Source organism: uncultured Roseobacter sp. (assembly GCF_947492555.1).
Lineage (GTDB): Bacteria > Pseudomonadota > Alphaproteobacteria > Rhodobacterales > Rhodobacteraceae > Roseobacter.
In genome coordinates, this window is record NZ_CANLNE010000001.1 from 1,397,867 (window position 1) to 1,417,891 (window position 20,025).

General features: G+C 61.0%; 21 protein-coding genes, 1 tRNA gene and 1 pseudogene. 14 read left to right on the forward strand and 9 right to left on the reverse strand.

Annotated features, from left to right (window positions below; genetic code table 11):
- Positions 1-3: 3 nt before the first annotated feature.
- The 3 genes from Q1A07_RS06925 to Q1A07_RS06935 all read right to left on the reverse strand — a co-directional run bounded on the left by Q1A07_RS06925 (position 4) and on the right by Q1A07_RS06935 (position 2,057).
- Positions 4-477 (reverse strand): GNAT family N-acetyltransferase, encoded by a 474-nt coding sequence (locus Q1A07_RS06925; protein WP_299779044.1) that lies wholly within the window; start codon positions 475-477, stop codon positions 4-6.
- A 156-nt stretch (positions 478-633) separates the two neighbouring features.
- A complete protein-coding gene (locus Q1A07_RS06930; protein ID WP_299779046.1) occupies positions 634-1,284 on the reverse strand; it encodes a GntR family transcriptional regulator in 651 nt (216 codons plus the stop codon).
- A 74-nt stretch (positions 1,285-1,358) separates the two neighbouring features.
- On the reverse strand, positions 1,359-2,057 hold the full coding sequence (locus Q1A07_RS06935) for a SprT family zinc-dependent metalloprotease (RefSeq protein WP_299779048.1): 699 nt from the start codon (positions 2,055-2,057) through the stop codon (positions 1,359-1,361).
- A 112-nt stretch (positions 2,058-2,169) separates the two neighbouring features.
- Here Q1A07_RS06935 and Q1A07_RS06940 point away from each other — a divergent pair, with 112 nt between their 5' ends.
- A complete protein-coding gene (locus Q1A07_RS06940; protein WP_299779050.1) occupies positions 2,170-2,502 on the forward strand; it encodes a TIGR02300 family protein in 333 nt (110 codons plus the stop codon).
- 117 nt (positions 2,503-2,619) lie between these two features.
- Positions 2,620-2,695 (forward strand) — tRNA-Ala (locus Q1A07_RS06945).
- A 165-nt stretch (positions 2,696-2,860) separates the two neighbouring features.
- Here Q1A07_RS06945 and Q1A07_RS06950 read toward each other — a convergent pair.
- From Q1A07_RS06950 to Q1A07_RS06960, 3 genes and pseudogenes are all read right to left on the reverse strand, one after another.
- Positions 2,861-3,269: pseudogene (locus Q1A07_RS06950) on the reverse strand (transposase); the annotation flags it as partial.
- Positions 3,270-3,456: 187 nt separating this feature from the next.
- Positions 3,457-3,966, reverse strand: coding sequence for a GNAT family protein (locus Q1A07_RS06955; RefSeq protein WP_299779052.1), 510 nt, complete (start codon positions 3,964-3,966; stop codon positions 3,457-3,459).
- The gene (locus Q1A07_RS06960; RefSeq protein WP_299779054.1) at positions 3,963-4,859 is read right to left on the reverse strand and encodes an EamA family transporter; all 897 of its coding nucleotides are present in this window, start codon (positions 4,857-4,859) and stop codon (positions 3,963-3,965) included. Before Q1A07_RS06960 ends, Q1A07_RS06955 begins: the two co-directional genes overlap by 4 nt.
- 502 nt (positions 4,860-5,361) lie before the next feature.
- Here Q1A07_RS06960 and Q1A07_RS06965 point away from each other — a divergent pair.
- The 11 genes from Q1A07_RS06965 (at position 5,362) to urtE (ending at position 15,092) form a co-directional block, all read left to right on the forward strand.
- Positions 5,362-5,733: a YciI family protein gene (locus Q1A07_RS06965; protein WP_299779056.1), complete on the forward strand. Its 372-nt coding sequence runs from the start codon at positions 5,362-5,364 to the stop codon at positions 5,731-5,733.
- A gap of 4 nt (positions 5,734-5,737) precedes the next feature.
- Positions 5,738-6,973, forward strand: a complete 1,236-nt coding sequence (locus Q1A07_RS06970; RefSeq protein ID WP_299779058.1) for an RNA polymerase sigma factor — start codon at positions 5,738-5,740, stop codon at positions 6,971-6,973.
- A gap of 69 nt (positions 6,974-7,042) precedes the next feature.
- A complete protein-coding gene (locus tag Q1A07_RS06975) occupies positions 7,043-7,429 on the forward strand; it encodes a VOC family protein (protein ID WP_299779060.1) in 387 nt (128 codons plus the stop codon).
- A 22-nt stretch (positions 7,430-7,451) separates the two neighbouring features.
- Positions 7,452-7,850: an MAPEG family protein gene (locus Q1A07_RS06980; RefSeq protein WP_299779062.1), complete on the forward strand. Its 399-nt coding sequence runs from the start codon at positions 7,452-7,454 to the stop codon at positions 7,848-7,850.
- On the forward strand, positions 7,850-8,194 hold the full coding sequence (locus tag Q1A07_RS06985; protein ID WP_299779064.1) for a TfoX/Sxy family protein: 345 nt from the start codon (positions 7,850-7,852) through the stop codon (positions 8,192-8,194). The genes Q1A07_RS06980 and Q1A07_RS06985 overlap by 1 nt, the downstream gene beginning before the upstream one ends.
- Positions 8,195-8,206: 12 nt before the next feature.
- The gene (locus tag Q1A07_RS06990; protein WP_299779066.1) at positions 8,207-8,863 is read left to right on the forward strand and encodes a DUF2461 domain-containing protein; all 657 of its coding nucleotides are present in this window, start codon (positions 8,207-8,209) and stop codon (positions 8,861-8,863) included.
- Positions 8,864-9,213: 350 nt separating this feature from the next.
- Positions 9,214-10,494 (forward strand): urea ABC transporter substrate-binding protein, encoded by a 1,281-nt coding sequence (gene urtA / locus Q1A07_RS06995; RefSeq protein WP_299779068.1) that lies wholly within the window; start codon positions 9,214-9,216, stop codon positions 10,492-10,494.
- A 67-nt stretch (positions 10,495-10,561) separates the two neighbouring features.
- Positions 10,562-12,487 (forward strand): urea ABC transporter permease subunit UrtB, encoded by a 1,926-nt coding sequence (gene urtB / locus Q1A07_RS07000; protein ID WP_299779070.1) that lies wholly within the window; start codon positions 10,562-10,564, stop codon positions 12,485-12,487.
- 4 nt (positions 12,488-12,491) lie between these two features.
- Entirely contained in the window at positions 12,492-13,658 is a 1,167-nt protein-coding gene (urtC, locus tag Q1A07_RS07005; RefSeq protein ID WP_299779072.1) for an urea ABC transporter permease subunit UrtC, read from the forward strand.
- On the forward strand, positions 13,655-14,404 hold the full coding sequence (gene urtD, locus Q1A07_RS07010; RefSeq protein ID WP_299779074.1) for an urea ABC transporter ATP-binding protein UrtD: 750 nt from the start codon (positions 13,655-13,657) through the stop codon (positions 14,402-14,404). The genes urtC and urtD overlap by 4 nt, the downstream gene beginning before the upstream one ends.
- Positions 14,397-15,092: an urea ABC transporter ATP-binding subunit UrtE gene (gene urtE / locus Q1A07_RS07015; protein WP_299779076.1), complete on the forward strand. Its 696-nt coding sequence runs from the start codon at positions 14,397-14,399 to the stop codon at positions 15,090-15,092. Before urtD ends, urtE begins: the two co-directional genes overlap by 8 nt.
- Here the strand turns inward: urtE and Q1A07_RS07020 are convergent, their stop codons facing one another.
- On the reverse strand, positions 15,093-15,722 hold the full coding sequence (locus tag Q1A07_RS07020; RefSeq protein WP_299779078.1) for a LysE family translocator: 630 nt from the start codon (positions 15,720-15,722) through the stop codon (positions 15,093-15,095). It lies immediately after the preceding gene.
- A gap of 181 nt (positions 15,723-15,903) precedes the next feature.
- On the opposite strand from Q1A07_RS07020, the gene Q1A07_RS07025 reads away from it, so the two are divergent.
- Positions 15,904-17,931 (forward strand): DEAD/DEAH box helicase, encoded by a 2,028-nt coding sequence (locus Q1A07_RS07025; protein WP_299779080.1) that lies wholly within the window; start codon positions 15,904-15,906, stop codon positions 17,929-17,931.
- Here Q1A07_RS07025 and Q1A07_RS07030 read toward each other — a convergent pair.
- Both Q1A07_RS07030 and Q1A07_RS07035 read right to left on the reverse strand, forming a co-directional pair.
- Positions 17,928-18,563, reverse strand: a complete 636-nt coding sequence (locus Q1A07_RS07030) for a hypothetical protein (RefSeq protein WP_299779081.1) — start codon at positions 18,561-18,563, stop codon at positions 17,928-17,930. The two genes, Q1A07_RS07025 and Q1A07_RS07030, sit on opposite strands and share 4 nt — an antisense overlap.
- Positions 18,564-18,733: 170 nt before the next feature.
- Positions 18,734-19,786 (reverse strand): fatty acid desaturase, encoded by a 1,053-nt coding sequence (locus tag Q1A07_RS07035; protein ID WP_299779082.1) that lies wholly within the window; start codon positions 19,784-19,786, stop codon positions 18,734-18,736.
- Between the last annotated feature and the right edge of the window lie 239 nt (positions 19,787-20,025).

Below are 20,025 nucleotides of genomic sequence, written 5' to 3' on the forward strand. Positions count from 1 at the left end.
TCTCTAGGCCGCCGCCAGCTTGATGCGGAAACGCGGTCCGGCCTGATCGAGCCGATCAAAGCCCATAGCCAGATAAATACCCTGTGCAACGATGTTGTCCGGGTGCGTACCCACCATGAGATAGCGGCATCCTTCAGCGCGCGCCAAGGCTTCACTGGCCTTGATCAATGCCTTGCCAACGCCTGTACCGCGCGCGGACTTAGCAACGTAGAGATGATGCATGTCCATACCCCGCGCGCCGAATTGCATCTGCGCAAGAGGACAGAGCGCAGCATAACCGACAACTTTACCCGCTTCTTCCGCCAACAGGATGCGCACCCACGGGTGGGGGCCAAGAATGTCGCGCGCCAACTCATCTGCGGTAACTGTCGCGACATCGCCGTGAAAGTCAGCGAGTTTTGACACCATTTCCAATACAACCTGAAGGTCATCCGACCTTACAGGGCGAATTCTTCCTGAGAAAACTGATTTTTCCATTTCAATCTGAACCACTTACGAAACTATTACACCCCCGTTTCCCAGTGACCCCTGCCGTATTTGAACGCGAAACTATGTCCCCGACTGGGCCGAATTTTGTTAAAATTCTATATATAGTAGAAAATTTCAATGGTGATGTGAGGGATTGGTAAAGATTTAGCTCGCCAACATCCGCAAACCTTGCGTCACATCCGACCGGACAGCGAGGCGCAAACCCGGCTCGTCCCCCGCCCTGAGCGCTGCAATGATCAGCCGGTGGAACTGTGGCGGTTCGGTCTTGCGCAACCGACCATAGAGGGCGCGCATCGTCGGCCCCATCTGCAGCCAGACGGTTTCCGCCATAGCCAGCATCGCCGGGGCCTGCGCGCGTAGGTAGAGGGTGCGGTGAAATTCCAGATTGGTGCGGATGTAGCTTGCAGCGTCGCGGTGGGCCACGGCTTCCGCGATGGTCGCGTTGATTGTCTGCATCCGTTCGATCAGCGCCATGTGCGCGCGCGGCAAGGCACGGCTGGCCAGTTCCACCTCAATGAGCGCACGCAGCGCTGCCAGCTCCTCGATCCGCTCATTGCTGAGTTCAGGCGTCGACACCCGCCCCGAGGAGGACATGGTCAGCGCTCCTTCGGCCACCAGGCGCCGCACCGCTTCGCGCGCCGGTGTCATCGACACCTCGTATTCGCTGCCGATCCCCCGCAGGGTAAGCCCCTCGCCGGGCGGCAGATCACCCTGCATGATCCGACCGCGCAGCGCACGATACACGCGGTCGTGCGCGGCGGGAGCAGCATCGGCAGGGCGCGGGTTTAGGATCATGGATTGCTTGTGATCACAAATCCGCTCACGGTCAAGATGCGCCGCAGATGTCACCACGATCAGGACCAGGAAACTTAGGAGACACCGTCAAAGCGATAGCGGTGCAGATCGCCGCCTTGCTGGCGCAGCCATTGTCGCGGCCCGGCGTAGTCTCCGTAAATCCGGCTGACCTGCGCCCAAAAGGCTGGCGAATGGTTCATTTCAGCCAGATGCGCAACCTCGTGGGCCACCACGTAATCGAGGACTTCCGGCGGCGCGAGAATCAGTCGCCAAGAATACATCAAACGCCCCTCAGTCGTGCAGGACCCCCAGCGCGAGCGTGTGTCGCGCAGGGTAATCGCCTGGTAGGGCTTGCCCAGAAGGGCGGCGTAGTTATCCGACGCCTCGGCCAGCCGGGCACGGGCAATTTCCTTGAGATGTCCGGCAAGGCGGCGGCCTGCACGCGCAGGTGCCCCCGGCACGGCCACGGCGCCCGCCTCGAACTGCACGCGACGCCCGCTGCCTGCCACCACCTGATACATCTCTCCGCCCACCGGCAGCTGCGTGCCGATACCCACCGCAACATCATCCCCCCGGGCCGCCAGATGTTTGCGAATCCATCCTTCTTTTTCATGTGCAAACAGCAGTGCCTCGCGTTCCGGCACGCGTTTGGGCAGGGTCAGGGTCACCCGTCCGTCAAGTTGAGAGATTCGCAGTGAAATACGCTTTGCCCGCGCGGAACGGCGCAGGATCAGGGGGATGGGCGGGTCACCAGGCAGTGAGTTCTCGGTCATATTCGCTCTTGAAGATAGGCTGGCGTGCGGCAGCCCTTTACAGCCCCCGATTCATATGGCACTTGGCCGGAATCATCTACAGCAGAACAGCAATTGTAAAAGGGGGTTTTTCATGCCCAAAGAAGAATGGGGAACGAAGCGCCTCTGCCCCACAACCGGCAAGCGGTTTTATGATCTGAACAAGGACCCGATCGTCAGCCCCTACACCGGAGAAGTGGTCGAGATCGACCTCAGCAAATCCCGCATGATCGCGGCGGATGCGGAAGACGCGGCATCAGCCAAGGCCAAGGCGTCCACCCAAGAGGACGACGCGGTCCTTGAGGATGACGACGAAGATGTGGATGTGGATCTGGGTGATGATCTTCTCGATGACGACGAGGACGATGATGACAACGTACCTCTCGAAGAGATTGCGGATGTCGCTTCGGAAGACGACGAGAACTGATTCATAAATTCACGCGCAGGGCGGGCTTTTTTGACTTGATCCTGCCCCGCGTTGCGCCTATTCAGCGGCGCACTGGATTTCGAAATCCATCCCTTTGGGGCCTCAGGTCTCAATGTTGGGGCCTTAGCTCAGCTGGGAGAGCGCCTGCATGGCATGCAGGAGGTCAGCGGTTCGATCCCGCTAGGCTCCACCAAATCTTCTTGTGGTTGGCTACATAGTTTGACCTTTAGGGCTGGATGTAGCTGTCAAAAGATCGAAGTGGATCTCCAGCCCGAACGCGGCGAAGGTCCTTTCCGAGCCGATTCTGTGTGAAAACGACGTATTGCGGGCGCTGTAAGGGGTGCGAGCCCCTTTCTGATCAGGCTTTTCGCTTTTGCCGCGTTGCAGGAAAGATCTTAGCGAGTTTGCGGAGGTTTTGGGCGATGGCTGCAAGGAGAAATTCGTAATTCACGCCGCATAGGCCTCGTAATCGGAGCCGTCCCAAGCCTAGAATGCGTTTAAGGTGGGCAAAGGGCATCTCGACTTTCTTTCGGAGCTTTGCTGAGACCTTGCATCGGGGCGTCTTGCGGATGGCGCAGGCGACGTCGCGTGCGTCTTCATGTTCTCAACGGGTGATCTTGTGGCACTCAGCATCTGGGTTTTGACGGACATGCCTGACAGGTGTGTTTGAGCGCTTGGTACGTGGCGATACCTTTGCCGGTCGGGCCGCGATTGGGATCAGAGTAATTCCGTCGGAGCTGCTTCAAAGCCTCTCCCGCAGGACAGATGTTCAGTTGTTCTCTGTTCAGCGAGCTTACGCATATCGACGCACCGACCGACCAAGCCCATCTTCACCAAGCTCGGTGAGGCAAGGCTGGGGGTCGAACCCTTGCGGAAACACAAATGCCATCTTGGTCACCTTGTTGATTGGGACACTCTCGTGTTTCGATTGACCTCTTACCGAACGATTACTTGTTACTTGCTACCTGCTTCGGCAAGATTGATTGACAACCGGTGCTCCTTACCGATCCGCCCGAAGAAGACCGGGCCACTGTCTGCCATGCCAAAGTTACGATAGACGGTGAGTGCGGCTATGTTTTCGGCATCGACAGCGAGGACCAGTTGTTCAGCCTTAGGCCAGGTAGAGGCCGCGGCCTGAACCGAGAGCCGGAAGGCCAGGCCACCCAGATCTTTTCCCTGCCACGCCCGATCAAGCTTGAACCCATGAAGGGAGACGGCATTTGCAGCCACCCAATCCGCCGTGGCTGGCGGCCGTTTCAGAACAACCATGCCAATGGGTTCTGCATCTTTCAAAAAGCAGAAACCCTGCACCGCACCACTGGTATCGGACAGGCAGCCATCCAACGTCTCCGAGAAGGTCCCGCCAAACTCCACTTGCGCATCTGAAACCGTTAGCGTGCGCAGGCGAGAGAGTTGGTCCGGGCTCAGCGCGGTGCAGTTCCGGATGTCGAGCGGGGTGGTCATGGCTCTTGGCTCGCCGTTCTTCGCCTGGCCGGTTGCCTGAGAAGGACGAGACCCGAAACAATGATCAGAGCCGCGCCTGCAACGGTCGTCGCGGTCGGAATTTCGGAAAATACAATAAATCCGATGAGCGCGCTTCCAACAAGTTCTAGATAGACCAGCGGTGAAAGGGTCGACGCATCCGACAACCGAAAAGCCAGGATGGTCAGCAGGTGACCAATGGCGGAAATGACACCCAGACCAGCGAACAGCCACAACAGATCCAGCTGCGGAACCTCGAACGTGAAGGCCGCCTGCGGGCTGAGCAAAACGGTTCCGATCACGCACTGAAAGGCGAGTGTCTTTATCGGGTCACTGTGTTGCGATGCCTGTCGGGTCGCAATCAGATAGAGGGCGAAAAACAAACCGGCCGCAAAAGCCATGATCAGCCCAATCTCGATTTCACCGGAGGGCTGCAGGACGACCACTGATCCGACAAACCCGAGCGCAAGGCTGAGCAGTTTTTGCCAGGTGAACATTTCTTTCAGAAAAAGGACAGACAGGGCCACCGCGACCACCGGACCAACAAAGTAGGCGCTAACCGCCAGAGAGATGGGAATCCGTGCAATCGCAAGGAAGTACAGCGTCATGGCGGTCACGAGAAAGGCCGTCCGCACCAGATGCGCAAATCGTTGTTTTTCAGGAAACATCTGCCATCCGTGAAACCGGAAAGCCAGCGGTATGACGATCAGGCAAGCGACGGCGTAACGCGCCCAACCAATGAAGAGAGGGGAATACTCTGCGCTGAGGTATTTGGCGATGCCATCCACCATCGGCACACCGAGCATCGCAATGGACATCAAGAGGATTCCTTGGATGTTTGAATGTTTCGCCGTCACAAAAGCCCCCAGGTTCACGTTGTTTCAATGTGCAAGCCGAACTGCGCCACACAGTCCCCACCAAGCCTGTCAGGGATCAAGAGATGGCCCCGGCCAAGGTATAATCAATTGTGGATTTCCTTTCAGGATATGTCCCTCGGTAGATTGGCTATGACACAAAAAACAGCCGTTTCCGGGGTACTTTACATACCATGTGGTGGTAAAGCACATAGTCCAAACACCCATCGTGGGCAGCGGTTGTGAAATCTGCCTCAAATAGCGCGTCGCGATCATCTTAGACAGGACAGTTGGGGTCGACTTTTCCCAGCTCGGTTTTGTGCCGCTCAACCGTCAGGTCTTGGTTCCCGAGGCAATCCATGAGGCACGTCAAACTCCATTAACTCGACGGGTGTCGTCGGGCCGTTGTTGCCTTTTTTGCAGTTGCCCGATTGAAAAGATCGCAAATCCAATTTCCACTTGTCGGATTTGCAATCCCTGGCGCGTCCTTGCACCATCGGAAAGCAACTGTGGAGACAGCAAGATGATGTACGCGATCACGATCTACGGCGAGGCAGGCGTTTTCGAAAACCTGCCAGCGGCAAAGCAAGAAGAGGTCATGTCCGGGCACCAAACGCTACAGGAAGCGTTGGACAAACGCGGTGATTTCATCTCCGTCAAACTAATGCCACCCTCCACCGCCGTGACCGTGGAGCCGCCAGCAACTGCCGACCAAAAGCCGCTGATCACCGACGGGCCCTTTGCTGAGACAAAGGAGAGTTTTCTGGGTTTCTATGCTGCCGACTTCCAGACCCTGGACGACGCGTTGGAACATGCCCGGATGATATCGTCGCCCATTGCGCGGCTCGAGGTGCGCCCCATTGCCTGGGCGGGCGGCGCGATTTCATCGGAGTAATGGTGTGACCGGGTGGCTGGAAGCCAGCTTCACCACGCAGCGGCCTCATGCGATGGCCGCATTGACACGATACTTCCGCGACATCGAGATCGCGGAGGAGGTTTTCGCCGAAGCCTGTGTCAAAGCCCTGGTCGATTGGCCCGAGAACGGTCCCCCCCGTGACCCGCTGGCCTGGTTGCTGACAACAGCCCGCAACGCCGGGCTGGACCGGATGCGCAAGGCGCAGCGGCAAAAGAGGCTTCTGGCGCATCATGCGGCCGATCTGGAAGCTGTGGACCAGCCCGCGCCCGATCCGGATGAGTTGCGTGACGACGTTCTGCGCCTGCTCTTCATCTGTTGCCACCCTGCGCTGGAACGGCAGGATCAGATTGCGGTGGCCCTGAAAATCGTTGGCGGTCTGACCGTCGGCGAGATTGCACAGGCCTTCCTGATCAAACCCAAAACGATGGAGCAACGCATCACCCGCGCCAAGAAGCGGATTGCCGACAACCCGGTCGCCTTCGAGACCCCCAGCCCGGAGGAACGCGGCAGACGGCTTGGCGACGTTTCCCTGATGATTTACCTGATGTTCAACGAAGGCTGGTCGACCTCGGGCGGGGACATCCAGATCCGGGTCACGTTGTGTGAGGAGGCCATTCGGCTGGCGCGTCTTCTGGTGACGCTGTTCCCGGGCATGGGCGAACAAGTGGCGCTTTTGTCCCTGTTGTTGTTCCAACATGCACGGCGCAATGCGCGCACTGATGCGGACGGCAAATTAGTGGCGCTCGAAGATCAGGACCGCACGCGATGGGACCGATCCAATATCGCGGAGGGGTCTGCCCTGCTGCAAAAGGCATCACGTCTCAACCACCTCGGGCCCTATCGCATTCAAGCAGCCATCGCGGCGGAACACGCGCGGGCGGCCTCGTCAGAGGAGACAGACTGGCTGGCGATTGAAGCCCATTACGCAGCACTTTACGCGATACAGCCTACACCGGTCGTGCGCCTCAATCACATTGCGGCGCAGGCCAGGACCAAGGGCGCCGGTTTCGCGCTTGCGGAGATGACACCGCTCGCTGATGAACTCGACAGGTACCGCTGGTACCATACGATGCGCGCCAGCCTGCTGGAGCAGATCAGCGACCATACAGCGGCGAAGGAGGCATTGGAGCGAGCGCTTGAACTGAACCCCACGGAGCCGGAATGCGCCGTGATCCGTGAAAAAATCTCCCTTTGCGAAAAAAATCTACGCACCGTGTAGGGATTGCCCCGCGTCATGCGTCCTTGGTGCAGTCCCGCAGTGGGCGGGCGCAATCAAGGGAGCACTAAAATGAGTATTCTGGACATGACAGCCGTGGGCAATGCCGGGTGGATCGGCCATGCTGGCCCCGATGCCGGGCAGGCCAAATCCTTCTACAAGGATGTCCTGGGCTGGTCGATCAACGAGATGCCGATGCAGGACGGGTCAAGCTACGGGGCTGCCGTGGTGGGTGAGACGGCCATCGGAGGGTTCTCACCCATGCCCGAAGAAAACGGCAGCTGGACGATCTATTTTACCGTCGCCGATGTTGATGCCAGCGTGGAAAAGGCACAATCGAAAGGCGCCACGGTCCTGACGCCACCGATGGACATGCCGGGTGTCGGCCGCATGGCAACCCTGACCGACCCGCAGGGCGCACAATTTGCCCTGATCACCTATGAGAGCATGGCCTCCTGAGGCGCACAGGGGAGATACCTCAATGGAAAATGCACCGCAAATCACGTTGCTCTTCACCGCGCTTTTCGTGCTGATCAGCGTTCCCATGTCGATATCCGTGGGCCTCAGGCGGGTGGAAACGGGGGTGATGCTGCTGCACGGCGATGACGAGGACTTGCTCAGACGCATGCGCGCGCATGGAAACTTTACCGAATACGTGCCCTTGGCGCTGCTCGGGCTGGCGGGCGTCGAACTGGTGGGCGCGCCCATGTGGCTGGTATTTGGCTGTGGCGGCACGCTGCTGGCGGCGCGGCTGATCCACTATGCCGGTTTGCGCACGTCACCGGACAACGTGGGCCGGCTCATTGGCGCGGTGCTCACATCCCTCACGATGCTGGTCTCGGGCGCCGTTATCCTGCTCGCCCTCGCCGGGGTCATCTGATGCCGCAGGACGCAGAACTCACCCACCGCATGCGCCTCGCCCTAGAGGCGCATGCGGGCATCTCGGAAAAGCGCATGATGGGTGGCACCTGCTTTTTCCTTAACGGCAACATGCTGAGCGGCGCGCGGCGCGACAAGGATGGTGTCCGCCGCTTCATGTTCCGCGTCGGCAAAGACCGGGAAGCCGCCGCCCTCGCCAGGCCGGAAGCGCGGCCTGTCATTCACGGCACCCGCAAGCTGGGTGGTTTCATTCTGGTGGTTGATGAGGACTGCCCCGACGCCAAATTACGCGATTGGTTGGGCCTCTGCCTTAAGCATGCCGCCGCCCTGCCGCCCAAATCGTGAAAGGACCTTCGCATGCCTCGTTTCGATCATTTTTCCAAAGAAGCGTTGGGATTTCTCACCGATCTGAAATCCAACAACACGCGCGACTGGTTCAACCAGCACCGGAACACCTATGAAGTCGAGGTCCGGGAACCGACCAAAGAATTTGCCCACCAAATGAGCCACGCGCTGGGGCAGTTCACCGGGCGGAGGCATGACGCCAAGATCTACCGGATCAACCGGGACATCCGGTTTTCCAAGGACAAGACGCCCTACAACGTTCATATCCACATCTCCTTTGCGCCGCAGTCGGATCAGGTGAGCCCGCCTATGTGGTTCTTTGGCCTCTCGCCGGAAAAGCTGTCGCTGGGCTGCGGCGTGTTTCAATACGACAAGGAGAGCCTGGCACGGTTCCGGGCTGCGATGGCCGGACCGCAAGGGGCCGCACTGATCCGCCTCGCGGACGAGATGGAAGCGCAGGGATTGAGGGTCAGCACGCCGGACCTGAAACGGGTGCCACCGGGGTATGACAAGGCACACCCCCACGGCGAGGCCCTGCGGCGTAAGGGGCTGTCCGGATGGACGGATCTCGATCCGGGCTTTGCGACAGCCCCCGGTCTCACGGCCAGAACCCTACAGGAGATGACAGCATTGCGCCCCATCTACGATCTGCTGATCGACCTCACCTGAAGAAAAGGGCGGTTTCCAGCGTTTGGGCCACCCCTCCCGGCTGCGCCCAAAAACGCCGCCCGACTAAATTTTAAGCATTCCGCTAGTTTTTAGGCGTCCGGCTCGGTGGACCGCCGCATTCCCGCCCGCGATGCCAGCATTCGCTGGCCCGTCCCGCATGCTTGCGCTCAATTGAGTGCGCTCAAGATGGGCATTAACGCCGCGCAGGGGGTCATCCTGGCAGATAGCTCCCCCCGCGCGACTACAACATCACTGTTGCGGGACCTGACTTACACCGGTCGGACCACCCTTGGAAAGCGCCCGATGCGCCGCCCGAGTCCCCCGCAGCGACACACAGGGACGAACGACCTATGACGCTGAAATTTTCCTCCTATGTAACCGCTGCCGTATTGGGCAGCGCCGCAATGGCTGCTGCCGAATGCGCGGACCCGGTCAAGGTGGGCGTGCTGCACTCGCTCTCCGGCACCATGGCCATCTCCGAAACAACGCTCAAAGACACCATGCTGATGCTGATCGAAAAGCAGAACGCCGCCGGTGGCGTGCTGGGCTGCCAGATCGAGGCCGTGGTGGTCGATCCCGCCTCGGACTGGCCACTGTTTGCCGAAAAAGCGCGTGAGCTGCTGACCGTGCACGATGTCGACGTGATCTTTGGCAACTGGACATCCGTGTCGCGCAAATCCGTACTGCCGGTCATCGAAGAGCTGAACGGGCTGCTGTTCTACCCGGTACAGTATGAAGGCGAAGAAAGCTCCAAGAACGTCTTCTACACCGGCGCCGCACCGAACCAGCAGGCAATCCCGGCGGTGGATTACTTCCTCGAAGAACTGGGCGTAGAGAAATTCGCCCTGCTCGGCACCGACTATGTTTACCCACGCACGACCAACAATATTCTGGAGCAATACCTGAAGGACAAGGGCATTGCGGCGGACGATATCTTTGTGAACTACACGCCCTTTGGCCACTCTGACTGGGCCACCATCGTGGGCGATGTGGTGGCCCTGGGCGAGGACGGCAAGCAGGTCGGTGTGATCTCCACCATCAACGGCGACGCCAACATTGGCTTTTACAAGGAGCTGGCAGCTGCTGATATCTCGGCTGATGACATCCCCGTTGTCGCCTTCTCTGTGGGTGAGGAAGAACTCTCCGGCCTCGACACCTCGAACCTTGTGGGGCACCTCGCTGCATGGAACTATTTCCAGTCTGCGGACACGCCCGCCAACACCGAATTCATCGACGCCTGGAAGGCGTTTGCCGGTGACGAGCGGGTGACCAACGACCCGATGGAGGCACATTACATCGGTTTCAACATGTGGGTGAATGCGGCGACCGAAGCGGGTACCACCGATGTCGATGCCGTGCGCACGGCCATGTACGGGCAGGAATTCCCGAACCTGACCGGCGGCACCGCCGTCATGCTGCCGAACCACCATTTGGCAAAACCGGTGCTGATCGGCGAGATCACGGCGGACGGTCAGTTCGACATCATCTCGCAGACCAAGGAAGTACCGGGCGACGCCTGGACCGACTTCCTGCCGGACAGCGCCAAGCTTGTGTCCGACTGGAAAGAGCTCGGCTGCGGCATGTTCAACACCGAGACCGAGACCTGCGTTCAGTTGACCTCGAACTACTGATCACCAAGACCGGGGCCGCATCCTCCTCCCCGCGGCCCCGCCAAGTCCAAGACCGAAGGCTTCCCCCATGCGCCGCATTTTCTACGCCATTGCACTTTGTCTTGGCACCGTCATGGCCGCGCAGGCGCAGGAGCTTCAGGCGATCCTGCAAACCCATGCGGATGAAATCGCCAAACCCTCGCGTAAGACTGTAGATGTTGCGCTGGAGGACCTGATCGCCTCCGGTCTGCCGCGCGTGCCGGGCTTTCTGGAGGCCTGGGTCGGGAAATCCGTCTGGCAGCGGGACGACGGGCAGTTCTTCATCGGCAGTGCTGACGGGGATCAAATTGCTCTGCGCGACGTGGACACGGGCGCCGAGAGCGTCGCGGATAAGTCCGCATTCAAACAACTCAAGCCCAATGGCGGCGTGCGCCGGGTGATCGGCACTGCGCTTGTGCAGTTTCAGCTCAGCGATGACAATCTGGAGCGCCGCACCACTGCCGTCGCCTCCATCGCGCGCAGGCCGGCCGCGGATCAACTGGCCCCCCTGCTGGCCTCCATTGACGGCGAACCGGACCCGGTCCTCAAGACCCGCAAGATACAACTGGCCAATTTCCTCTCTGCGCGCTTTGCGGACAGCCCTGAAGAGCGCATCACCGCCATCAACAGTCTGGCCAAAGATACCAGCGTCGAGGCGCGCAGCGTGCTCAACCAAATCCTGCAAACCCGCGCGGGCGTCGCAACGTCGGAGCCGGATGGCAATCTCGCGCGCCTTCTCGACCCGATGCAGGCCCCCGATGCCTTTTATTCCCAACTGGTGGAGGCGGGTTTTGCCCCGGCGCGTACCGGACCGGCAGTGATCCGTGCCGCTCTGGAAGCCAATATCACCGAGGGTCGGGTTGGCGGTGTCCCCCTGGCCCAGCTGAGCACGGACACCGCGCGAGAACGGGCCTATGCCGCGCTCGCCAGAGAAGGGTTGGCGGCCCCGCTCGTCACGACACAAACGCGTGACCATGCGCTGGGGGAATACCTCTTCTACGAACTCTATGATGAGCCCAACGCCGAAATCACCGCCGCCGCGGAAGCTGCCCTCGCATCGGTGGAACAGCGGGTGGCCTTTGCCCAGGCGGCGGATCTCGCGCTTGACGGGCTTTCGCTCGCCTCGATCTATTTCCTTGCGGCCATCGGCCTTGCCATTACCTTCGGCGTGATGGGCGTGATCAACATGGCCCATGGCGAATTCATCATGATGGGGGCCTACACAGGCTACGTTGTCCAGACCTTCATCCCCGACTATACGGTTTCGATCCTTGTCGCCCTGCCGCTGGCCTTCGCCATCACCTTCGGTGCGGGTGTCACGATGGAGCGGCTGGTGATCCGCCACCTCTATCACCGCCCGCTGGAGACGCTGCTGGCCACCTTCGGCATTTCCATCGCGCTGCAGCAACTGGCCAAGAACATCTTCGGCACTCAGGCGCGCCCGCTGACCTCGCCCGACTGGCTGGACGGTGCCTGGGTGATCTCCGACGTGATCGCCATCAGCTACATCCGCATCGCGATCTTCGTGCTGGCGCTCATCTTCCTTGCGCTCATCCTCTTCGTGCTGAAACGCACCCGTCTGGGGCTGGAGGTCCGCGCCGTGACGCAGAACCCCGGCATGGCGGCCAGCATGGGCATCAACCCTGATCGCATCAACATGCTGACCTTCGGCCTGGGCTCCGGCATCGCGGGCATCGCCGGGGTGGCCATCGGCCTCTACGCCAAGGTGACATCGGAAATGGGGGCAGATTACATCGTGCAAAGCTTCATGACCGTGGTCGTGGGCGGCGTCGGCAACGTCTGGGGCACGCTGGCGGGCGCGTCGATGATCGGGTTCCTGCAAAAAGGCATCGAGTGGTTGAACCCCTCCAACACGCTGGCCGCCCAGACCTACATGATCCTCTTCATCATCCTCTTCATCCAGTTCCGGCCCAAGGGCATCGTCGCCCTCAAAGGCCGGGCGGCGGCGGACTGACCCCATGCGCAAAAGCTTTCTCTCCGAAAACCCCTCCGTTCTGTGGTTCATCGCCGCGCTCGGCCTTTTCACCCTCGTGATCACCCTGCTGTCCGAAGCCACCGGCGCCGGGCTGATCTCCACCTCCTTCGTGAAAACGTTGGGCAAGACGCTGTGCCTTTGCCTCATCGCCATCGCGATGGACGTGGTCTGGGGCTATTGCGGCATCCTCTCGCTGGGGCATTTCGCCTTTTTCGGCATTGGCGGCTACGCCATCGGCATGTGGCTGATGTACGCGCGCACCGAAGGCATCGTGCTGGAGAGCCTCTCGGGCCAGACCATCCCGCCCACGCCGCAGGAAATCTCTGACGCCATCGGCAACCAGATTTTCGGCGTGGTCGGATCGTCGGAGTTCCCCTTGATCTGGGCCTTTGCCGACAGCCTGTTCCTGCAACTGCTGATGGTGGTGCTGGTCCCCGGCCTGCTGGCGCTGGTCTTTGGCTGGCTCGCTTTCCGCAGCCGCGTCACCGGCGTCTACCTGTCGATCCTGACACAGGCGATGACGCTGGCCCTGTCGCTCTATCTCTTCCAGAACGACAGCGGATTGCGCGGCAACAACGGCCTCTCCGGTCTGCAGAACATTCCCGGGTTCGAAGGCACGCCACAATCGACCATCGCCATCGTCTTCTTCCTCATCTCTGCCACAGCCCTCGGCGCAGGCTATGTGTTCTTTGCCTGGATCGTCTCGGGTAAGATGGGCAGCGTGATCAAGGGCATCCGCGACAACGAGGCCCGCGTGCGCTTCCTCGGCTACCACGTGGAAAGCTACAAGCTCTTTGTCTTCACCATCACCGCTGTCATCTCCGGCATCGCGGGCGCGCTCTACTACCCGCAGGCGGGCATCATCAACCCCGGCGAAATCGCCCCCATCGCTTCGATCTACCTTGCCGTCTGGGTCGCCATCGGCGGGCGCGGCAGGCTCTATGGCGCGGTGATCGGCGCGGCCTTTGTCTCGCTGCTCTCCAGCTGGTTTACGGGGGGCGGCGCACCTGACATCAACCTCGGGTTCTACATCATCCAATGGACCGACTGGTGGCTGGTGCTGCTGGGCCTGTCCTTCGTCGCGGTCACCCTGCTCTTTCCCAAAGGCATCGGCGGGCTCTTTGACTATCTGGTGAGGAAACAGCCATGAGCATGCTTCTGGAGGTCTCCGGCGTGTCGGTCAGTTTCGACGGGTTCCGCGCCATCAACAACCTGTCGATCAACTTCGCCCCGGCGGAACTGCGGGCGATCATCGGCCCCAATGGTGCGGGCAAGACAACCTTCATGGACATTGTGACCGGCAAGACGAAACCGGATGAGGGCCACGTGATCTGGGGCGACAGAAACATCTCCCTGCTCGGCCTGTCCGAAAGCCAGATTGCGATGGAAGGCATCGGGCGAAAGTTCCAGAAACCCACCGTGTTCGAAGACCAAACCGTGCGCCAGAACCTTGCCATGGCACTCAAGAACCCGCGCGGGCCCTTCGCGGTGCTGACCCACAAGAAGACAGCCAGGAACGCCGCGCGGATCGAGGCGATTGCCGCGGAGATCGGACTTCTGGACAGCCTGACCCGCCCGGCGGGAGAACTCAGCCACGGGCAAAAGCAATGGCTGGAGATCGGCATGCTGCTGGCGCAGGACCCGCGCCTGTTGCTGGTCGATGAACCCGCCGCCGGCATGACCGTCGAGGAACGCGAGAAGACCACCGACATCCTGCGCCGCGCCGCCGAAACCCGCGCCGTTGTGGTTGTCGAACATGATATGGAGTTCGTGCGCCGCCTGAACTGCAAGGTTACCGTGCTGCACGAAGGGTCCGTGCTGGCCGAAGGCAGCCTCGATCATGTCACCGCAAACCAGCAGGTGATCGACGTCTACCTGGGGCGGTCCCATGCTTGAGGTCGGCGATCTCTCCCTGCATTACGGTCAGAGCCGCATTCTCTATGACATCACCTTTGCCGCCGTGCAGGGGCAGATCACGGCAGTGATGGGCAACAACGGTGTTGGCAAGACCAGCCTGCTCAAGGCCATCGCCGGTCGCTACCCCGCCTCGGGGGGCAATATCACGCTGGACGGCCACCCCCTGCCCCGCGGCTCCGCCACGCAGGCCGCCCTCGCGGGCATCGCCTACGTCCCTCAGGGCCGCGAAGTCTTTCCGATGATGAGCGTGCAGGAAAACCTCGAAACCGGGTTTGCCTGCCTACCGAAACCGGATCACCATGTGCCTGACCACATCTTTGATCTCTTCCCGGTGCTGGGCGACATGCGCAGCCGGCGCGGCGGCGATCTCTCGGGCGGGCAGCAACAGCAGCTGGCCATCGCCCGCGCGCTGATCACCCGGCCCAAGGTGCTTTTGCTCGATGAGCCCACCGAAGGCATCCAGCCCAACATTATCCAGCAGATCGGCGATGCGCTGGAACTGCTGCGCACGCAGGGTGAGATGGCCATCGTGCTGGTCGAACAGAACGCGGATTTTGCCTACCGGCTGGGCGACAGTTTCGTGCTGATGGAAGGCGGGCGGGTCAAACGGGCGCGGGCCAAGGCCGATTACGCCATGGCCGATCTCTTGCAGGATCTGGCGCTCTGATCACCGCTGCGGCTGGAAATCCTTGCTCGCCAGCAGGCCCGCTGCCGCGATCATCAGCGCACCGCAGATGCGGTTGATCAGGGTGAAGGAAAACCGTTTCAAGGCCGTCGCGGCCCGCACCCCAAGCCAGCCCCAGAGCAGCAGGATCACCCCGTCGACCGCGATATAGGTCACCCCGAGGATCAGAAGCTGTGGCAGCACCGGCAGCGCGGGGTCGATGAACTGCGGGAAAAGCGCGCCGAAGAACACCACCGCAAAGGGGTTGGCCATAGAAGTAACAAACCCCTGCCGGAACAGGCGCAGCGCGCCGCCCGCCGTGCCTGCGCCCACCTCTCGCCCGCCATCCTTGCTCCGAAAGAGCTGCACCCCGATCCAGAGCAGGTAAGCCACGCCCAGCCACTTGATCCACAGAAACGCACTGGCCGATGTGGCAATGACCGCCGCCAGACCAAAGGCCGCAGCCGTCATCTGCACCGCATTGGCAGAAAGATCCCCGGCAATCGTAAAAACGCTGCGGCGCAGCCCGTGCCGGATGCTGTTGGAGATGATCAGCAGCTGGCTGGTGTCCGGCGGGGTGGCGAAAAAGACGGCGACAGCTGCCAGATAAAGCAGGTAGATTTCCAGTGACATATGCGGCGCGTCCTTCCTCGTGTCCCGGAACGCTAGCCGCGCAAACCCCGCAACGTCAATGTGTCACCGGCCGGTGGTATTTTGGAATGCCCATCGACTCTTGGCGGCCAAAGGCATAACGACGCGGCAACCGCGCCCCTGCGCAGGCGGCTTTGCCGTGCACCACACGAAGGACTTTTCCGTGATCCAGACCCTTTCCGACGCCCTCGCTCAACAGGGCTATGACACGCTGACCCCGGTGCAGGAGGCTGTCACCGACCCGACGCTGGCGCAGGCGGACCTGCTGGTTTCCGCCCAGACCGGCTCCGGCAAGACTGTTGGCTTTGGCCTTGCCATTGCGCCCACCCTGCTGGGGGACGACACCCACTTTGACCGCGCCGGTGCACCGCTGGCGCTGGTCATTGCACCCACGCGCGAGTTGGCCATGCAGGTGAACCGCGAACTTACGTGGCTCTACGGGCTGGCGGGGGCCGCCGTGACCTCCTGCGTCGGCGGCATGGACAGCCGCAGCGAGCGCCGGGCGCTGGAGCGGGGCGCGCATGTGGTGGTGGCCACGCCCGGACGGCTCTGCGATCACATCAAACGTGGCAACATCGACCTCTCGGCCATCCGCGCGGTGGTGCTGGACGAAGCGGATGAGATGCTCGATCTGGGCTTTCGGGAAGAGCTGGAATTCATCCTATCGGAAACGCCCGAAGACCGCCGCACCCTGCTCTTCTCAGCCACTGTCCCGGCCGCCATCGCCAAGCTGGCGCAGAGCTACCAGCGCGATGTGCAGCGTATCTCCACCGCCGGAGAAGCCCGCCAGCACAGCGATATCGAATACCGCGCGCTCAACACGCATCCGCGCGACATCGACAATGCGATTATCAACATGCTGCGGTTCTACGAGGCCAAGAACGCGATCATCTTCTGCAACACGCGGGCGGCAGTAGCACGCATGACCTCGCGGCTAACCAACCGCAACTTTTCGGTCGTCGCCCTCTCGGGCGAGCTCACCCAATCGGAACGCAGCAACGCGCTGCAATCGCTCCGCGACGGACGTGCACGGGTCTGTGTCGCCACCGATGTGGCCGCACGCGGCATCGATCTGCCGAACCTTGAACTGGTGATCCACGCCGATCTGCCATCCAATTCCGATACGCTGCTGCACCGCTCAGGGCGCACCGGGCGGGCGGGGCGCAAAGGGGTCTCCGCTCTGATCGTACCGCCCAAGATGCGCGGCAAGGCCAACCGCCTGCTGGGCTGGGCCAAGCTGACGGCAGAGTGGGATGTACCCCCCTCCGCCGCCGATGTGCTGGCCGCAGATCAGACGCGGATGATGTCGGACCCGTCATGGACTGACCCCGTGCCGGATGATGCGCAAGAAATCGTCTCGCAACTGGTCGCTGAATTCTCTGCCGAGCAACTGGCCGCGGCCTTCGTCAACCTCAGCCGCGCGCGCAAATCCGCGCCCGAGGAGCTGTCCGACCCGAGCGCCAAGGACGACCGCCCGCGCAAGGAATTCGGCCCGTCGGTGTGGTTTTCCGTCTCGCTCGGGCGGCGCGACGGGGCCGAGCCGCGCATGCTGCTGCCGATGGTCTGCAAGCGCGGTGACCTGACCAAGGACGACATCGGCGCAATCCGCATCCAGCAAGACCACAGTTATGTCGAAGTGCTCGCCAGCCGGGCGGATGCTTTTGTGACCGCCGTGGGTCCGGACATGACGCTGGAAGACGGCGCACGCCTCACCCGGCTCGACACGCCCCCCAAGCTGGAGCGCAGCGCGCCACCGCGTGGTTCCAAGCCGGATGGCCGGAAACCATCCCGCAGCGATGCACCACAGGCACGCGCGCCACGTGAAGAGAAGAAGCCCTATAAGCCCGCCGCCGCCCCCAAGGGGAAAAAGCCGCCAAAGTCGCATAAAACCGACCGCTCACCGATGAAGCCCGGGGCCAAGCCCAAAGCGAAATCGGATGTGGCAGCGGATGGTGCGCGTGCGTCACGTGCCAAACCGGTGTGGACAAAGGAAAACCGCGATGCGGCAAAATCCGAACGTCCAAAGCGCGACAACCGGGAGGATAGGCCCAAGGGCAAACCGGCGGGCAAGCGCGATGACGGGGCCTCCAAGAAACGCGCCGCCGACACCTCGAAACGGTTTGTGCCACCGCACAAACGCGGCAAGCCCGGTAGCAAAGGGCCCAACGCGACGCCACGGCGCAAACCTTAGGGCTGGTAGCCCATCATCACGACGGTCAACGGGATCGGCGCGACGGCAATCAGCAATGTGATGAGAAAGCCCAAGGGGCTGAAAAGCCTGCTCATGCCCGCGAAGAGCGCCAGCCCGCCGCCACCGCCCAGCACCGTGTTGCCGGGCAGGTTGATGGCCAGCGCCAGCGCCACATAGCGATAACCCAGAAGGGCCAGCAGGAAACGATTGCTTGTGTGGTTACGTAACCGCGCCTCGCAGGCGGCGGGGGGCAGCGCGGCCAGCTCATGCACCAGCGCGGCGGGTTTGTACAGCCTTAGCCTGCGTAAGGATGCTGCCAACCAGTCCGCAGGCACCAGCCTGCCTATCAGGTAGGAGAGACTGAGTGCCGCAATCATACAGCCATAGACCAGCAGAGCACTACGTGCGCCAAAGACAGCGATCAGGCCCAGGCCGATCTCGGCCCCAGGGACAAAGGGGATTGCGGAGGCAAGCATGTAGACAAGGCACACCAGGCCGATCATCCACATCATGCCGCTTACACCCGCCTCGGCTTTTTGCGCAATGGCCCCGGACAGCTGGTCACTGATGATCAGCCCTAACGCGATCAGAATTGCGTAGATCAGAAGCAACGGCAGCCAGTGCCGGATCACGGTCGAGACCCTGACATCAAGACTGCACTATACGAAATGAAAACATGGAATAAACGCAAAACAATAACCTGAAGGCGGGGGTGATGTGCCCGACAATAGGCTTTGTTAACCTTTTTGCGGTCCGGAATCTATCGTGTCGCTTGCGCGGGGCCTGACCATTGCGTGAGCAACTAGGCGACGCCGTAAGCCGCACGCATCTGCCGGAAGGACAAAAGCCGCCGTTCTTTCTCGTCCCACAGATGCAGTCGGGCGCAAGCGATACTCTCGGCGATGCTGAGCCGCTGGGCCTGTGCCAGCTCACCATGATCTCGCAGCACTTCGCTGAGGCGATAAAACGGGATGCGGCTATAGAGGTGATGTACGTGATGGATGCCGATATTGGCCGTGAACCACTGCAACACCCGTGGCATGACATAGTGCGACGAACCGTGTAGCGCGGCATCGTGCAGCGCCCAGTCTTCAGCGTGATCCCAGTGGGTTTCTTCAAACTGATGCTGCACGTAGAAAAGCCACACACCCAGAGTTGCGGCAATCAGCGTTGTTGGGACAAAGACCAGCACCAACGGCACCCAGCCACCAAAGTAAAGGATCAGTCCAACCGTCGAAGCCACGCCGATATTGGTGCAGATGGAACTGACCCAAATGCGCCATCCGTCTGCCATCAGACCAAAAGGCAGGCGGTTTTCGAGGTAGAAAAGATAAGCCGGACCAATCACGAACAGGACCAGCGGGTGACGATAGGCACGATACCGCAGCCTGCCGAACCAGTTGCGGGCGCGATATTCGTCCACCGTCAACGTGTAGACATCACCCATGCCGCGTTTCTGCAGATTGCCGGACCCTGCGTGGTGCAGGGCGTGGCTGCGCCGCCAGACATCATAGGGCGTCAGTGTCAGCACCCCAAGCGCCCGGCCAATCCAGTCGCTGAGCACGCGGTTGTTGAAAAAGGATCCATGGCCACAATCGTGTTGGATACAGAAAATACGTACCAGAAACAGGCCGTTGAAACAGGCCAGCGCGAAACCCGCCCAGTAACTTACCGACAAAAGCCACCACGCCAACGCCCAGATTGCGAGGAAGGGGACAAGACTGACCGCGATTTCAAACCAGGATCGCGCCGTGTTCGGTTCACGGTAGCGTGCGAGCACCCGGACCCAGCTTGCAGCAGACCTTGGTGCAGGATCCACTGGGATCGCACCCTCCATCGGGGTTTGGGATGTCATGCAGTCTGCCTTTTGTACGCTCGTTTCCTCAGGAATAGTCACTGCACAGCATTACACAAGCAGATTGAGCATTCCTGAACGAAGCTGTGATCATTGTGACCTTTTACCCATAAAAAACGGAGCCCGAAGGCTCCGTTTGAGGATTTGATGCCCTCAGAGGGATCACCCTTTTCCCTTCCATGGGACGAGGAGGCGCTCGGCCCATCGCATGAGCATGTCGATGCCGAAGCCGATCACGC

Bases quoted from the DNA above. Each gene is read 5' to 3' on its own strand.
- Q1A07_RS06925 (WP_299779044.1), bottom strand. From the start codon at position 477: ATGGAAAAATCAGTTTTCTCAGGAAGAATTCGCCCTGTAAGGTCGGAT.
- Q1A07_RS06930 (WP_299779046.1), bottom strand. From the start codon at position 1,284: ATGATCCTAAACCCGCGCCCTGCCGATGCTGCTCCCGCCGCGCACGAC.
- Q1A07_RS06935 (WP_299779048.1), bottom strand. From the start codon at position 2,057: ATGACCGAGAACTCACTGCCTGGTGACCCGCCCATCCCCCTGATCCTG.
- Q1A07_RS06940 (WP_299779050.1), top strand. From the start codon at position 2,170: ATGCCCAAAGAAGAATGGGGAACGAAGCGCCTCTGCCCCACAACCGGC.
- Q1A07_RS06955 (WP_299779052.1), bottom strand. From the start codon at position 3,966: ATGACCACCCCGCTCGACATCCGGAACTGCACCGCGCTGAGCCCGGAC.
- Q1A07_RS06965 (WP_299779056.1), top strand. From the start codon at position 5,362: ATGATGTACGCGATCACGATCTACGGCGAGGCAGGCGTTTTCGAAAAC.
- Q1A07_RS06975 (WP_299779060.1), top strand. From the start codon at position 7,043: ATGAGTATTCTGGACATGACAGCCGTGGGCAATGCCGGGTGGATCGGC.
- Q1A07_RS06980 (WP_299779062.1), top strand. From the start codon at position 7,452: ATGGAAAATGCACCGCAAATCACGTTGCTCTTCACCGCGCTTTTCGTG.
- Q1A07_RS06985 (WP_299779064.1), top strand. From the start codon at position 7,850: ATGCCGCAGGACGCAGAACTCACCCACCGCATGCGCCTCGCCCTAGAG.
- Q1A07_RS06990 (WP_299779066.1), top strand. From the start codon at position 8,207: ATGCCTCGTTTCGATCATTTTTCCAAAGAAGCGTTGGGATTTCTCACC.
- urtA (WP_299779068.1), top strand. From the start codon at position 9,214: ATGACGCTGAAATTTTCCTCCTATGTAACCGCTGCCGTATTGGGCAGC.
- urtB (WP_299779070.1), top strand. From the start codon at position 10,562: ATGCGCCGCATTTTCTACGCCATTGCACTTTGTCTTGGCACCGTCATG.
- urtC (WP_299779072.1), top strand. From the start codon at position 12,492: ATGCGCAAAAGCTTTCTCTCCGAAAACCCCTCCGTTCTGTGGTTCATC.
- urtD (WP_299779074.1), top strand. From the start codon at position 13,655: ATGAGCATGCTTCTGGAGGTCTCCGGCGTGTCGGTCAGTTTCGACGGG.
- urtE (WP_299779076.1), top strand. From the start codon at position 14,397: ATGCTTGAGGTCGGCGATCTCTCCCTGCATTACGGTCAGAGCCGCATT.
- Q1A07_RS07020 (WP_299779078.1), bottom strand. From the start codon at position 15,722: ATGTCACTGGAAATCTACCTGCTTTATCTGGCAGCTGTCGCCGTCTTT.
- Q1A07_RS07035 (WP_299779082.1), bottom strand. From the start codon at position 19,786: ATGACATCCCAAACCCCGATGGAGGGTGCGATCCCAGTGGATCCTGCA.